The sequence below is a fragment of the Alteromonas ulvae genome (assembly GCF_048987005.1).
Classification (GTDB): Bacteria; Pseudomonadota; Gammaproteobacteria; order Enterobacterales; family Alteromonadaceae; genus Alteromonas.
In genome coordinates this window covers 4,233,401-4,251,270 of sequence record NZ_CP185261.1, presented here as the reverse complement: position 1 = coordinate 4,251,270, position 17,870 = coordinate 4,233,401, and the positions used below count along the sequence as shown (strand labels likewise).

The 17,870-nt window shown below is 51.1% G+C and carries 1 protein-coding gene; it reads left to right on the top strand.

What is annotated here, in order from left to right:
• Positions 1-122: 122 nt before the first annotated feature.
• Positions 123-17,855 (top strand): beta strand repeat-containing protein, encoded by a 17,733-nt coding sequence (locus tag ACOJR9_RS18305; RefSeq protein ID WP_420934303.1) that lies wholly within the window; start codon positions 123-125, stop codon positions 17,853-17,855.
• Positions 17,856-17,870 lie beyond the last annotated feature (15 nt).

The window sequence follows — 17,870 nt, the reverse complement described above, 5'->3', positions numbered from 1 at the left end:
GCGCCTTGTATTGATTTCTTATACCAATGTATAGGTGTTACCCGTACTACAGTCCAGTATCGAGGTAGAAAAGCTCAGCTATGCTTTTTTAACAGCGTAGAGATTGTTGTAAAGAGAGGCGTATGGCTAAAGTGATCATTGCAAAGCTGAGTGGTAAAGCAGTATTAGTTGACGGTAAAACAGGTGAGGGATTAAATGCATCACAGGGGGCAATAATCGCTGAAGGCGATACATTAACCATATCGCCCGGTACTTCAGTGGCTGTAAGTATTGACGGTGAACTACGTACGCTTCCTGCAGGCCAAAGTGTTACCTTCCCTCTTAAACTCGATTTCAGCGACGACAATTCGGACGACGAATTTGCGGTTTACGAAGAGAGTATAGATACGCTGTCTGCGTTGCTAGATAGTGTCACGGGCGTTGATGATAGATCGCGAGTTGATACCGAATTTTTGGAATTACTTGCCGGTGAAGGCGATATTTTAGAGTCGTTAGAGGCTACAGCAGCAGGATTTGAAGGGGGGGCAGGTGGAGGTAGCAACTTTGTGCGCGTAGAGCGCATTAGTGAAGACGTCGATCTCATAGGCTTTCAATTTGATCAGAATACGAACAGTAATAATGGAGCTATTCCCACCGAGTTTTCAGGAATAGGCGAACAAGCTCAAGATGTATCCCTTTCATTAGACCCAATTGGATTAACCAGCGACACCACACCCACTATTTCCGGAGTTACTTCAGCCATTCCTGGCAGCACAGTGATAATTATTGTTACTGATAGCGCCGGAAACATTCAAACACTTACCGCAGTTGTGCAACGTGACGGTACTTTTAGCGTTGAAGTGACCGACGCTCTAGCTGACGGTGGCTTTATCGTGAATGCAACGGTACTTGAGCCAACTGGCAATACGGCAACTGCGGATACTACCGGCCAAATTGATACCACAGCGCCGTCGATCATTATCAATGCGCCAGCTTTAGACAATGACACTACGCCGACCCTTTCAGGTACCACTGACGCCACGCCTGGCAGTGCAGTAACGCTCACCATTACCGATAGCGCGGGCAACACGCAAACCGTGACTGCCCTTGTGCAGGCTGACGGTACTTACAGCGTAGATGTACCGGTTGAATTAGCCGAAGGTGAATTCACCATTAACGCCAGCGTAACCGACGAAGCGGGTAATACAGCAACCACAGACACCACGGGCGTGATTGATACCACGGCACCGTCGATCACTATTAATGCGCCAGCTTTGGATAACGACACCACGCCAACCCTTTCAGGTACCACTGATGCCACACCGGGCAGTACAGTAACGCTCACCATTACCGATAGCGCAGGCAACACGCAAACCGTGACCGCCATTGTGCAGGCCGATGGAACTTATAGTGTAGATTTGCCCGAAGAACTGGCCGAAGGCGAGTTCATCGTTAACGCCAGTGTGACCGATGAAGCAGGCAATACGGCAACCGCTGATACAACAGGCGAAATTGATACCACTGCCCCGTCGATCACTATCGACACCATAGCGACTGATAACGACACCACGCCTACCCTTTCCGGTACCACCGATGCCACACCGGGCAGCACAGTAACATTAACCATTACCGATAGTGCGGGCAATACGCAAACCGTGACCGCCCTTGTGCAGGCTGACGGAACCTATAGTGTAGATGTGCCCGAAGAACTGGCCGAAGGTGAATTCACCATTAACGCCAGCGTAACCGACGAGGCGGGCAATACCGCAACCGCTGACACTATCGGCGTGATTGATACCACTGCCCCGTCGATCACTATCGACACCATAGCGACAGGTAACGACACCACACCAACCCTTTCAGGTACCACTGATGCCACACCGGGTAGCACAGTAACATTAACCATTACGGATAGCGCGGGCAATACTCAAACCGTGATTACCATTGTGCAAGCAGACGGCACCTATAGCGTTGACGTACCTGCTGAATTAGCTGAAGGTGAATTTACCGTTAACGCTAGCGTGACGGATGAAGCAGGCAATACAGCAACCACAGACACCACGGGCGTGATTGATACCACTGCCCCGTCGATCACTATCGACACCATAGCGACAGGTAACGACACCACGCCAACCCTTTCAGGTACCACTGATGCCACACCGGGAAACACAGTTACGTTAACCATTACCGATAGCACAGGTAACACGCAAACCGTGACTGCCATTGTGCAAGCAGACGGCACGTATAGCGTTGACGTACCAGCCGAATTAGCCGAAGGTGAATTTACCGTTAACGCCAGCATCACCGACGAAGCAGGCAATACAGCAACCACAGACACCACGGGCGTGATTGATACCACTGCCCCGTCGATCACTATCGATACCATAGCGACAGATAACGACACCACGCCTACCCTTTCAGGTACCACCGATGCCACACCGGGCAGCACAGTAACGTTAACCATTACCGATAGCGCGGGCACCACACAAACGGTTACCGCCATTGTGCAGGCCGATGGAACCTATAGTGTAGATGTTCCCGAAGAACTGGCCGAGGGCGAGTTTACCGTTACCGCCAGTGTGACTGATGAGGCTGGCAATACAGCAACCGCTGACACTATCGGCGTGATTGATACTACTGCGCCGTCGATCACTATCAACGCGCCAGCTTTGGATAACGACACCACGCCTACCCTTTCAGGTACAACAGATGCCGCGCCTGGCAGCACAGTTACGCTAACCATTACCGATAGCGCGGGCACCACGCAAACGGTTACCGCCATTGTGCAGGCCGATGGAGCCTATAGTGTAGATGTGCCCGAAGAACTGGCCGAAGGGGAGTTTACCGTTACCGCCAGTGTGACTGATGAGGCTGGCAATACAGCAACCGCTGACACTATCGGCGTGATTGATACTACTGCGCCGTCGATCACTATCAATGCGCCAGCTTTGGATAACGACACCACGCCAACCCTTTCAGGTACCACTGATGCCACACCGGGCAGTACAGTAACGCTCACCATTACCGATAGTGCGGGCAACACGCAAACGGTTACCGCCATTGTGCAGGCCGACGGAACCTATAGTGTAGATGTGCCCGAAGAACTAGCCGAAGGCGAGTTCACTGTTAATGCCAGTGTGACCGATGAGGCAGGCAATACCGCAATCGCTGACACTATCGGCGTGATTGATATTACTGCGCCGTCGATCACTATCAATGCGCCAGCTTTGGATAACGACACCACGCCAACCCTTTCAGGTACCACCGATGCCACACCGGGCAGCACAGTAACGTTAACCATTACCGATAGCGCGGGCACCACACAAACGGTTACCGCCATTGTGCAGGCCGATGGAACCTATAGTGTAGATGTTCCCGAAGAACTGGCCGAGGGCGAGTTTACCGTTACCGCCAGTGTGACTGATGAGGCGGGCAATACAGCAACCACAGACACCACGGGCGTGATTGATACCACTGCCCCGTCGATCACTATCGACACCATAGCGACTGGTAACGACACCACACCAACCCTTTCAGGTACAACAGATGCCGCGCCTGGCAGCACAGTAACGTTAACCATTACCGATAGCGCGGGCACCACGCAAACGGTTACCGCCATTGTGCAGACCGACGGTACTTATAGTGTGGCTGTGCCCGAAGAACTGGCCGAAGGCGAGTTCACCGTTAATGCCAGCGTGACCGACGAGGCGGGCAATACGGCCAGTGCCGAAGCACAGGGTGCTATTGACGTGACGGCGCCAACCATCGCATTAAACGATCCAGGTATAAATGGCGATGCTACACCCACAATTTCTGGTTTAACGGATGCCGTGCCCGGAAGCACGATAACCCTTACCGTTACCGATAGTGCTGGCGTTACTCAAACCTTTACCACCAATGTGCTTGCCGATGGTACCTTTACCGTTGAAGTTCCAAATGCCGTGGCTGAGGGGACATACAGCGTGGCTGCAGAGGTGACCGATGATGCGGGTAACACGGCGCAAGCAACTACAAATGGCGATTACGATTCCACGAGTCCTTCGACGACCTTAAATCAACCTGCGCTAACGAACGATACTACGCCAAACGTTTCTGGTGAAACCGATGCCCCTCCTGGCAGTGAAGTCGTCATTGTTGTTACAGATAGCGAGGGTAACGAACAAACAATCGTTACTACAGTGGGCGCTGACGGCACATTCAACGAAGATGTGCCAGCGGAGCTTAGCGAAGGTGAGTACACAGTAGATGTTACTGTAACTACACCGGCAGGTAATAGCTCTACCACCACAGCTACAGGAGAAATAGACACTACCGCACCAGCGCTTTCTTTAGACCCGCAAACTGACGGTAGCGACACCACGCCAACGATTTCAGGTTCTACCGATTTACCACCTGGTTCAACAGTAACCATTGTGGTTACAGACAGCGCTGGCAACACGCAAACTATTGAAGCAATCGTTGATGAAAACGGTGCTTTTAGCGTCGATGTGCAAACGCCGCTTACTGAGGGTGAATATACCGTAGAGGCCAGTGCTACAGACGAGGCAGGCAATACAACGACTGTTACTGAAAATGGCGGCGTTGTAGATACCACCGCGCCTACGCTTACCCTTGAAAATCCTGGCAGCACGGGCGACACCACACCCACACTTTCAGGTACCACTGACCTTCCTGAGGGAAGCACGGTTACGCTTGTCGTAACAGATAGCGCTGGCAACACGCAAACTATTGAAGCCTTGGTCGATGCAAATGGTAGCTTCAGTGTAGATGTGCCAAACGCACTAGCTGACGGCGACTTTACTGTGACTGCCACTGCAACCGACAGTGCAGGCAATACCGCGAATGCCAATACAACAGGTAATGTAGATAGCGAAGCGCCTCTGTTAACCCTTGATACACAAGGCGCTACCAGTGATGTTACTCCAACTATCACAGGTACTACCGATGTAGCACCTGGCACACTGGTTACCATTACTGTGGTAGATGCCAACGATAACTCGCAAAGTTTCCAAGCTGTAGTGCAAGGAGACGGAACATTCAGTGCCGATGTGCCTAACGCATTGGCCGAGGGAGACTTTACCGTTTCGGCAACAGTAAGCGATGCGCAAGGCAACATCGCGACGGCGAACGAAACAAATGGAAGTATTGATACACAAGCGCCAATTGTTACCGTTAATCCGTTAGATTCAGGTAATGACACTACGCCGGTTATTTCGGGTAATACAGATTTACCTGAAGGCGCTGTTGTTGTGATCACCGTGACTGACAGCAATGGCGACACGCAAACCATTAACGCATTGGTTGATGCAGATGGCAACTTTGCTACAGAAGTATTATCTCCACTGCCTGAAGGCGACTACAGCGTCGAAGTTACTGCAACAGATGATGCAGGTAATTCAACAACCGTAACTGAAGACGGTGGCAATATTGACACCACCGCCCCTGTACTTACGTTAAATCCGCAAGGTACAGGCAACGATGAAACACCTAACATATCGGGCAGCACTGATTTAGCGCCGGGAAGCACAGTAACGTTAACCGTGACAGATAGCGCTGGCAACACGCAAACCTTTGACGCCATTGTGGACGCGAATGGTGACTTCAGCGCGGATGTGCCAAATGCTATGCCAGATGGTAGCTACACGGTAATAGCAAGTGCCTCAGACGATGCAGGTAATACAACCACCACCTCTGATACCGGTACGCTAGATACCAGCGCCCCTGCGTTGACATTAGATGCGCAAGTTACGGTTAGCGATACTACACCAACCATTTCGGGTACGACTGACCTACCCGCGGGTTCAACCGTGACGCTTTTTGTCACTGACAGTGCAGGCAACACACAAACCTTTACTGCACTTGTTGATGCAAGCGGTAACTTTAGTGCTGATGTCCCAGCGCCTCTTGCCGAAGGTGATTACTCAGTAACCGCTACCGCTACAGACAGCAACGGAAATAGTGCCTCTGTCACCGACAATAACGGGATCGTCGATACCGTCGCCCCCGTTATTTCACTCGATGCGCTGGGTTCAAATAACGATACTACGCCCACCATTTCGGGCACTACCGACCTGGCAGCAGGCGAAACCGTAACACTGTCGATTACTGACAACGCTGGCAATACCCAATCTGTTACCGCAACGGTTGATGCAAACGGCAACTTTACTGTGGATGTGCCAGCTGCACTGGCTGAAGGTGACTATACGGTTACTGCAACGGCCACCGACGATGCTGGCAACAGTGCGTCAGTCAATGCAACAGGCACCATTGACACCACAGCACCTACCCTAACCTTAGACCCTCAAGGTTTAGGCAACGACACAACGCCAACCATTTCGGGAAGTACAGATCTAGCGGATGGTAGCGTGGTTTCCTTAGTTATCACAGATAGTGCAGGCAACATTCAAACGGTTACAGCAACAGTTGATGCTGCAGGAAACTTTACGGTTGATGTACCCGGGGCACTTGCTGAAGGCTCTTACAGTGTTGAAGCTACTGCCACTGATGAAGCAGGCAACAGCACGTCGGTTCTTGATAATTCAGGTAATATCGACATCACGCCACCTGAGCTAAACCTTGACGAATTAACGCCAGAGAATAACGCTACGCCAACTATTTCTGGCACCACAAACCTTCCAGCTGGCGCCATTGTTACACTAACGGTGGTCGACAGTGCGGGGAACACGCAAACCTTTGCGGCAACGGTACAAACCGACGGCAGTTTTGCAGCCAATGTACCTTCACCACTAGCTGAAGGAGACTATACGGTTACCGCAACGGCGCAAGACGCGGCAGGCAATCAAGGTTCTGATTCAGAAACGGGTGGTAGCGTCGATACCACAGCGCCCGTTATCACCCTAGATCCGCTTGGTACAGGTAACGATAACACGCCTACCATTTCGGGCACTACCGAACTAGCCGCAGGAAGCACAGTAACGATTACAGTGACTGATAGCGCTGGCACGGTGCAGTCGTTTACTGCAACCGTAGATGCTAATGGCGACTTCAGTGCAGATGTGCCTAACCCTATGGCTGACGGAAACTTTGACCTTACTGCAACGGCGACTGATGCTGCAGGCAATACTGCTACAGATACAGTGAGTGGCGACATAAATTCTGCCGCGCCTACCCTATCCCTAGACCCCCTAGTGTCGGGCAACGACACAACGCCGACTATTTCAGGTGAAACCGACTTAGCGCCAGGTAGCACTGTCACGCTAACCGTGACTGACAGTGCTGGAAACACACAAACATTCACCGCCACAGTACAAGGCGATGGAAGCTTTACGGCTGATGTTCCTGCAAGCTTACCTGAAGGTGACTATTCTGTTACTGCGACCGCCACAGACGGCGCTGGCAACAGTGCATCGGTAACCGAAAATGGCGGTAACATCGATACTACAGCCCCATCGATAACCATCGATACACAAGGGCTTGGCAATGATGCAACGCCGTCTATCTCTGGCACCACAGACCTCAATGCTGGCGATACGGTAAGCATAAGCGTGACAGACAACGCTGGAAATACCCAAACATTTACAGCAACCGTTCAAAACGATGGCACTTACAGTGTTGATGTTCCTGCCGATTTAGCTGAAGGCAGTTTCAGTGTGACCGTCACTGCGACTGACGATGCGGGTAATTCAGCAACCGCAATAGATAATAACGGTGTTATAGATACAGCAGCCCCCACCGTAACGTTAGACGCGCAAGGCCTAAGTAACGACGCTACACCGACTATTTCGGGAACCACCAACTTGGCTGCGGGCAACACTGTAAGCATAAGCGTGACTGACAGCCAGGGCGATACGCAAACCTTCACTGCTACCGTTCAAGCGAACGGTAGCTTTAGCGCTGATGTGCCCCTTGACCTTGCTGAAGGCGATTACACAGTAGAAGTGACGGCGACTGATGATGCAGGTAATCAAAACACAGCGGTTGATAACAACGGTACAGTTGACACCACTCCACCTGTTATCAACTTAGATCCAGTGGCCAGCGGCAATGACGCAACGCCAGTATTAAGCGGTACTACCGACTTGCCAGAGGGAGCAACCATTACACTGGTTGTCACCGATGCAGGCGGTAATGTACAGAACCTTACAGCAACGGTAAACGCGGATGGCACTTTCTCAGTTGAAGTACCCAGCGCGCTGGTTGATGGCGATTACGATGTAACAGCCAGTGCGAGCGATGCTGCGGGCAATAGCACGACAGTGACGGATAGCGGCAATATTAATGCAAGCGCCCCGGACATTACGCTAGATACCCTTGGCCAGACAAACGACGCTACGCCTCTTATTTCAGGTACAACTAACGCGCCAGTTGGTGCCACCGTGACTTTAACAGTGACAGATAGTGCTGGTGCAGTTCAAACCTTTACTGCAACAGTACAAGGTGATGGCTCTTTTAGCGTAGACGTTCCGACCACTTTGGCTGAGGGTAACTACACCGTTCAAGCTACCGTCGTTGATGAAGCTGGCAATACAGCGTTCGACGCTGAAACCGGCGTAATCGACACCATTTCACCTGTTATTACGCTGGACGAGCCAGGCACAGTTAGCGACTCAACCCCAACCATAAGCGGTACTGTAGATTTACCGCAAGGTTCTACAGTGCAAATAACTATTGTTGATAGTGCGGGTAATACCCAGGTGTTCTCTGCATTGGTTGCCGCGGGTAGCGTATTCTCTGCCGACGTACCAGCGGCGATGGCTGAAGGAAACTTCACTGTTTCAGCAACCGCCACTGATACAGCAGGCAACAGTACAACCGATAACGAGGTAGGCGTAGTTGATACACTTGCACCTACATTGACTATAGATGTTGCCGATAACACTAACGACGCGACGCCACTCATTACCGGTACAACCGATGAACCTGCAGGCGCTGTGGTCACTATTTTGGTAACCGATAGTGCTGGTGCGACCCAGACCTTAAGCGCAGTGGTACAGGCCGATGGTTCTTTCTCTATCTCTCCAGGTACGGATTTAGCTGAAGGCGACTTCACGGTAAGCGCTACCATCAGTGATGAGGCAGGTAATACAGCAACAGCCAGTGATGCTGGAAACATAGACACTACAGCACCATCACTAACATTAACGCCACTTGAGGAAGGCAATGACACAACGCCTACCCTATCTGGTAGCACAAACCTTGCGCAGGGTAGTGAAGTTACGCTTGTGGTAACTGACAGCGCAGGAAATGTTCAAACCATCACAGCGATTGTTGATGTAAATGGAAACTTTACAGTGGATGTGCCTACGCCTCTGGCACAAGGTGCATACAGTGTTGAAGCCACGGCAAGTGATGAAGCGGGTAATAGCACTACCGTCGTAGACAGCACAGGCATTATTGATACAACAGCCCCTACTCTATCGTTAGATACACTTGCCCCAGACAATGACACTACACCGACTATATCAGGGAATACTGACCTACCTGCCGGTGCTACGGTAACGATTACGGTTACGGATAACGCAGGTGTAAGCCAAACCTTCGATGCAACCGTTCAGGGAGATGGCAGTTTCTCGGCCGATGTGCCAAGCCCGATGGCAGAAGGAAGTTATACTGTCACCGCCGTTGCCCAAGACCCAGCAGGTAATGAGACTACTGCCACTGAAACAAACGGTAGCGTAGACACTACCGCGCCGACAATCAATTTAGATGCACAAGGCACAGGTAACGATACCACGCCAACGATCACCGGCAGCACCGATTTAAGCCCAGGTAGTTCAGTGACCATAACCGTCACCGACAGCGCGGGAGCAGAACAGACATTTACGGCTTTTGTCGATAGCGTTGGTAATTTCAGCGCCGACGTGCCCAATGCAATGGCAGACGGAAACTTCAATGTTACTGCTACCGCCACTGATGCTGCTGGAAACTCTGGGTCTGATACTACCAGCGGAAATATCAATACAGCCGTGCCAAACCTAACCTTGGATCCGCTTGGTACAGGAAACGACACAACACCAACCATTTCTGGTACTACAGATATTGCGCCAGGCAGCACCGTATCCATCAGCGTTACCGATAGTGCAGGAAACACCCAAACATTTGGCGCCATTGTTCAAGCTAATGGCACCTTCTCTGTAGATGTGCCAGCAGCCTTATCTGAAGGTAATTATTCAGTCACCGCAAGTGCAACAGATGGCGCGGGCAATACGGCAACCGCAAACGAAAATGGCGGCATTGTCGATACTACTGCGCCTGCTGCGCCTACTGTTGATGCAGGCAATGGTACCGAAATTACCGGTACAGCCGAAGCAGGAGCCATCGTAAACGTAGACGTTGACGGTGATGGCACGCCAGATTTCACTGTCATAGCAGATGGCGACGGTAATTGGAGCATTACGCCTGACGCACCGCTGGCCGATGGCGTAGTTGTCACAGCAACAGCAACCGATGAAGCTGGTAATATCAGTGCACCAGCGTCAGATACTGTAGATGCTGTTGCGCCAGTCGTTGCCTTTAACGACCTGACGACTAACGACACCACGCCTGCGCTTACCGGTTCGGTAGACGACCCAACAGCCACGGTGGTTGTCTCCATCAATGGTGCCGACTACACCGCCACCAATAATGGTGATGGAAGTTGGACGCTGGCTGACGATGCAGTGGCTGCACTTGCAGATGGTAGCTATACCGCTACGGTTACTGCCACTGATGCCGATGGTAATGCAGGAACTAACTCTGGTACTGTGGTGATTGATACTACAGCACCAGCGGCACCTACTGTGGATGCGGGCAATGGCACCGAAATTACCGGCACTGCTGAAGCAGGCGCAACCGTGAATGTGGACGTGGATGGCGACGGCACGCCAGATTTCACTGTCATAGCAGATGGCGACGGTAATTGGAGCATTACGCCTGACGCACCGCTGGCCGATGGCGTAGTTGTCACAGCAACAGCAACCGATGAAGCTGGTAATATCAGTGCACCAGCGTCAGATACTGTAGATGCTGTTGCGCCAGTCGTTGCCTTTAACGACCTCACGACTAACGACACCACGCCTGCGCTTACCGGTTCGGTAGACGACCCAACAGCCACGGTGGTTGTCTCCATCAATGGTGCCGACTACACCGCCACCAATAACGGTGATGGCACGTGGACGCTTGCTGACGATATCGTTGCCGCGCTGGCTGAAGGTAGCTATACCGCTACGGTTACTGCTACTGATGCCGATGGTAACGTGGGTTCAAATTCAGGAACGGTAGTGATTGATACTACACCACCTGCGATACCTACTGTGGATGCGGGCAACGGCACCGAAATTACCGGCACTACTGAAGCAGGCGCAACCGTAAATGTAGATGTAAACGGCGACGGCACCCCAGACTTCACCGTCATCGCTGATGGCGATGGAAATTGGAGCATTACGCCTGATACACCGCTTGCCGATGGCGTAATTGTGACCGTAACGGCAACTGACGCAGCGGGTAACATTAGCAACCCAGCCTCAGACACGGTTGACGCGGCTGCACCATTAGTTGCCTTCAACGATTTAACAACGAACGATACAACGCCGGCACTTACTGGTTCGGTTGACGACCCAACAGCCACGGTGGTTGTTACCATCAATGGAGCCGACTATACCGCCACCAATAACGGTGATGGCACGTGGACACTGACTGACGATGCGGTGGCGGCACTTGCTGAAGGTAGCTATACCGCAACGGTTACTGCAACCGACCCAGAAGGTAATGTGGGTACGAATACTGGTACAGTGGTTATTGATACCACAGCACCAGCAGCGCCTACCGTTGAAGCGGGCAACGGCACTGAAGTTACCGGCACAGCCGAAGCAGGCGCAACGGTAAATGTGGATGTTGATGGCGACGGTACAACTGATTTCACCGTTGTCGCTGATGGCGACGGCAGTTGGAGCGTGACGCCAGGTACACCATTGGCAGATGGGGTTATAGTAACGGCAACGGCTACTGATGAAGCGGGTAACACCAGTGGACCTGCATCTGACACGGTAGATGCCGTGGCACCTGTAGTAACCATCAATGATGTAACCACCAACGACACCACGCCTGAGCTTACCGGTACGGTAAACGACCCCAATGCGGTTGTGGTGGTAACGATTGACGGCAATGACTACACCGCTACCAACAATGGTGATGGCACGTGGACGCTGGCCGATGACGTAGTCGCTACACTCGCTGAAGGTAGTTACCCAACATCTGTTACTGCAACTGACGATGCGGGTAATACCGATACCGACACTGGTACTGTAATAATTGATACCACCGCGCCTGCGGTTGCAATAAACGATCTAACCACCAACGACACCACTCCAGAGTTAACTGGTACAGTGAACGACCCGAATGCGGTTGTGGTGGTGACGATTGACGGAAATGATTACACCGCTACCAACAACGGCGACGGCACATGGACGCTGGCCGATGATGTAGTTGCCACGCTCGCTGAAGGCAGCTATCCAACGTCAGTGACGGCAACAGACGCCGCGGGTAACACGGTCACCAACACAGGTACGGTCGTCATCGATACCACTGCACCTACCGTTGCGATAAACGATTTAACCACCAACGACACCACACCAGAACTTACCGGTACGGTGAACGATCCGAATGCGGTTGTGGTGGTAACGATTGACGGCAATGATTATACCGCTACCAACAACGGTGACGGCACTTGGACGCTGGCCGATGATGTAGTTGCCACGCTTGCTGAAGGTAGCTATCCAACGTCAGTGACTGCTACAGACGCCGCGGGTAACACAGTCACCAACACAGGTACGGTCGTCATCGATACCACTGCACCTACGGTTGCAATAAACGATCTGACCACCAACGACACCACGCCTGAACTTACCGGTACGGTGAACGATCCGAATGCGATTGTGGTAGTCACTATTGACGGTAATGACTACACCGCTACCAACAACGGTGATGGCACATGGACGCTAGCCGATGATGTAGTCGCCACGCTCGCTGAAGGCAGCTATCCAACGTCAGTGACGGCTACAGACGCTGCGGGTAACACTGTCACAAATACTGGTACGGTCGTCATCGATACCACTGCACCTACCGTTGCGATAAACGATTTAACCACCAACGACACCACACCAGAACTTACCGGTACGGTGAACGATCCGAATGCGGTTGTGGTGGTAACGATTGACGGCAATGATTACACCGCTACCAACAACGGTGACGGCACTTGGACGCTGGCCGATGATGTAGTTGCGACCCTTGCAGAAGGCAGTTACTCAGTCTCGGTGACGGCAACAGACGCTGCAGGTAACACGGTAACCAACACGGGCACAGTAGTAATTGATACCACCGCGCCTACGGTAGCCATTAACGATCTAACCACCAACGACACCACACCAGAACTTACCGGAACGGTAAACGATCCTAACGCGGTTGTGGTGGTAACTATTGACGGCAACGACTATACCGCCACCAACAATGGTGACGGCACTTGGACATTGGCGGATGATGTAGTCGCCACGCTCGCTGAAGGCAGCTATCCAACGTCGGTGACGGCAACAGACGCCGCGGGTAATACGGTCACAAATACTGGTACAGTGGTGATTGATACCACAGCACCTACGGTAGCCATTAACGATCTAACCACCAACGACACCACGCCAGAGTTAACCGGTACGGTGAACGATCCGAACGCAGTTGTGGTAGTCACTATTGACGGTAATGATTACACCGCTACGAACAACGGTGATGGCACGTGGACACTGGCTGACGATGCAGTTACGACCCTTGCAGAAGGCAGCTATCCAACGTCAGTGACGGCAACAGACGCCGCAGGCAACACTGTCACAAATACTGGTACAGTGGTGATTGATACCACCGCACCTACGGTTGCAATAAATGACCTAACCACCAACGATACCACACCGGAGCTTACCGGTACGGTAAACGACCCCAATGCGGTTGTTGTGGTCACTATCGGCGGCAACGACTATACCGCCACCAACAATGGTGACGGTACCTGGACATTAGCTGACAATATTGTCGCCCTGCTTGCTGAAGGTAATTATACGGCAACGGTTACCGCTACAGATGCTGTGGGTAATTCTGACTCAGCTTCAGGTTCAGTTGTTATCGATACCAGTATTGATGAAAACAATAATGGTCAAACGGTAACGTTCGACAGTATCTCAAATGACTCTGGGGTGGTTGGAGACTTTGTAACTAGCGATAGCACGCTTATCTTTAATGGAACGGTTGATCTTGGTGACAACACTACCCTAACCGTTACCGTTGATGGAACATCCTATACCTTTGGCACGGACCCTGAGCTTTCTATTGATGGCAGCGGTAACTGGAGTCTGGATTTAACCGGCATACCGCTGCCAGCGGGTACCTACGCGGTGGTGGCAACAGTCACCGACGAAGCCGGTAACTCTGCGAGCACGGCAATCCAAAACGTCGTAGTGCAAGCGCTCGATGCCATTAACGACGGCAACGCCGTTGATATGGGTGAGCCTGTGGTAACGGTGAACCCGCCAGAGACCACCAGCAACGTAGATGTTATCGGCTTGGCTGAGTCTACAGGCGGTGTCGATGCAAGCGCATCTTTTACCGTTTCTCCTAACCATGTGGGTGAAGTGTTAGTAGAAGTTGATCAAATAGCACTGGTTGCTGTTGCCGATGCCTACATTGTTGAGGTATATGATGAAAATGGACAGCTAGTCTATCGAGGTGTTAGTGCAAATTCGCAACTCGCCGACGTCGGTGGACTAGACATTTTCAACGTTACTGGCGATGAGAGGATTTCATTCTTGTTAGCAGGCCTTGATACCGGCAACTATAGCGTGGTAGTCCGCAACGACGAAAACTTACTCGAAGACTTGTTAGATAATGACAACAGTAACGATGTTGATCTTGATGAACTCGGAACTGCAGGGGTTGTACTCGGGCCCGACAACCAAACAGAAGTGCTGGATTTTGTTGAAACTACATTAAACGGCGGAATTCTTAACGTTATATTGCCCGGCACAGTTGGCACACAAGTCAGAGGCATCCTAGAAACACTTCTTGATACGACAACTGAAATTGGTGCAGGTCAACTTGTTGGCTTATTAACTGCGCCAATTAATGCACTTGGTATTACGGGTCTTCTCGACGCTGTAGCAAATGTTCTTGCCGATGCATTGCTCAGTAATACCCTAACCCTATTGCAAGACACTGACATCACAACCACGTTAACAGAATACACCTACACGGGTGATTTAGTGGCCCAAGGCAACCTAATCGACGGTGATATCAGTGGTGTAGGCGCAGACACTATTTTAGATGGTGCTCAAGTTACTGTTGTTACTAATTCGGCCGGTGATAGCGTCAATGTGCCTGCAACAGGTACTATAACCATCCAAGGTCAATATGGTGTATTAGAAATAGCTGCAGACGGTACGTACACCTATACCGCCGACGGCGACCGCAGCGCCATTGGGCAAAATGAAGTGTTTAACTACACCTTATCAGATGGCGAAACCTCTGATATTGCGGCGCTAACCATAACCCTATCTGGCGGCGACTTCCCACCAGTAGTAGCCCAAACCGATAACAATGATATGGAGCTAGGCGCACAAACCGCCATTGTGAACGCCCCAGTTACCGATAGTGACTTCCAAGTCATTGGCTTAGCCGAAGGCTCACCAGCAGCAGGTTCGCCAGAGGCTAGCACAACGCTTACCGTTGACGCTGGTTTCTTTGGCGAAGTGGTAGTCGAGGTCAGTCAAACAGCGTTAGTCGCAGTCGCTGATGCGTATCGTGTTGATATTATTGATGCAGATGGCAACGTGGTCGCCACAGCGATGACGCCAGATAACCCGTTAATAGGTGATGTAGCTGGCGTAAATCTCATTGGAGTGACAGGCGACGATACACTGGTTGCGACATTCTCAGGGCTACCTGCCGGTGATTACACCGTGGTCGTGCGCAATGACGAAAGTGCTCTTGAAACCTTATTCGATCAAGACAACGATGGCTCAATTACATTAACGGAACTAGGTAACGGCGGCGTCGTTCTTGGCGAGGAGAACCAAGACGTTGTTTTGACTACTGTAGAAGATGCATTAAACGGCACTAACGCAAGTGTACTCAGCGGGCTTGGTTTGGGTACGGTTGTACGTAACTTCATTCTCGAACCCGCTTTAGGCGCAGCTGATACCATAGGCGCGGGCGATTTGGTCAGCACTATAACAAATGGTCTGAACGCTCTTGGGTTGGGTCTTCTAGCAGATAGTGTGTTAGATGCGGTTGCAGCTGCACTGCTAAGCAATACACTTACATTACTACAGTCTACCGATATAACTTCAACGCTAACTGAATATCAGTTTGAAGGTAGCACAACAGCATCGGGTAATGTTATTGATGCCGCTAATTCAGGCGACGTAGCTGATAGCATTGCTGAGGGCGGCGTAGTGACGCAAGTTACTCACACCAATGGAGGGTCGGTGACCGTATTGGGCACTGGCACATCGGGCATTACTATTGAAGGTGACTTTGGCGACCTAACTATCTTTGAAGACGGCAGCTACATCTATGTAGCGAACGGCGTGCGCGACGGCTTGGGCAATACGGATAGCTTCAGCTACACCATTTCAGATGGCATTAATACCTCTACCGCAAACTTAAACTTTAATCTTTCAGGGCAAGGAGTATCTGCTGACTCAGCGCGGGCAGAGCTGACCTATGATTTTGTTAGTAGCGCAGGTTACGCTGAAGCCGAAGCCCTTGAATACACTTGGCTGATTGGCGCTCTTGGTATTGTTGTTCCTACCTCAGTAGATACCCAAAGCAACGCGTTTACTGTAGCAACTGATACTACGATGGATCTTACCTTAACCGTGGATGGCGGCGATCTATTATCTTTGGGCTCAGGACTGGACCTATTCATAGAGCGAAACAATAACGGCACGTGGGAAGTTGTTGAAACCTTCTCCAGTGACCAGTTGATAGGCCTGCTTGGTCTTGACGGAAATGGTAGTTTTACTTCATTTGGCCTTACAGCAGGTGAATACCGAGTTACCATGGACGTGGATACAGGCTTAGCCAGTACGCTTGGCGGCGTCAGTGTCGATTTGAGTTCTACTGTTCACTTCCTAGATCAATTTGTGGTTGACGAAGTACAAACCGCCACTGGCAATCTTTTCGAAAACGATGTGCTGTTTGGCCCAACATACCACGTAACTGCATCTGCTGATGGAACAAACTTCCAAGATGCTACTGGCGGCATTACGTTAGTGGGTGATTACGGCACGCTGCAGATTGACGAAACTGGTGTGTACATCTATACCCCGGACAACACGCAAGCCGTATTTGCTGGAACCTTAACGGATACCTTTACTTACCGCATTGAATATCCAGACGGCACTGTCGAGCAAGCAGAATTTAATGTATTTGTGACGGCATCCGGAGAAGGCGTGTCAACAGTACACGCTATTAATACATCCGAGACTGTAAGTACTTCGGGAACTATGGGGGCTACGTTGGTGGAGGCTGCGTCGGTGGAAAACACAGTGATTACCGAGCCTTTCCCTATCAACGATATGCTTTTCATTGCAACAACCCCTGAAATGCTTATACCGGAAGATACAATTACGCTTCCGGAGGAAGAGCATCTAACAGCAGCGAGATCTGTTATAGAAGTTGAAAGCGACATGGTAACCATTGATTTGCCGCAGGATGACTTAATATTACCTTCAACGTTGTCTCAATCAGAAGAAATTAACAGCGATAGTGAATCGACCGTCATATCAGGTGAACCTGTTCATATTATGCCTAATGAAGGTATTAGCGATATTGGAGTCGCTTCTCAAGTAGAGTCTGAAATATTAAGAATGGCAGTGGATAAACTTCCGCCTACCGATATTTAGGGGAGAGGTCATAAA

Coding starts and splice junctions, on each gene's coding strand:
- ACOJR9_RS18305 (WP_420934303.1), top strand. CDS start 123: ATGGCTAAAGTGATCATTGCAAAGCTGAGTGGTAAAGCAGTATTAGTT.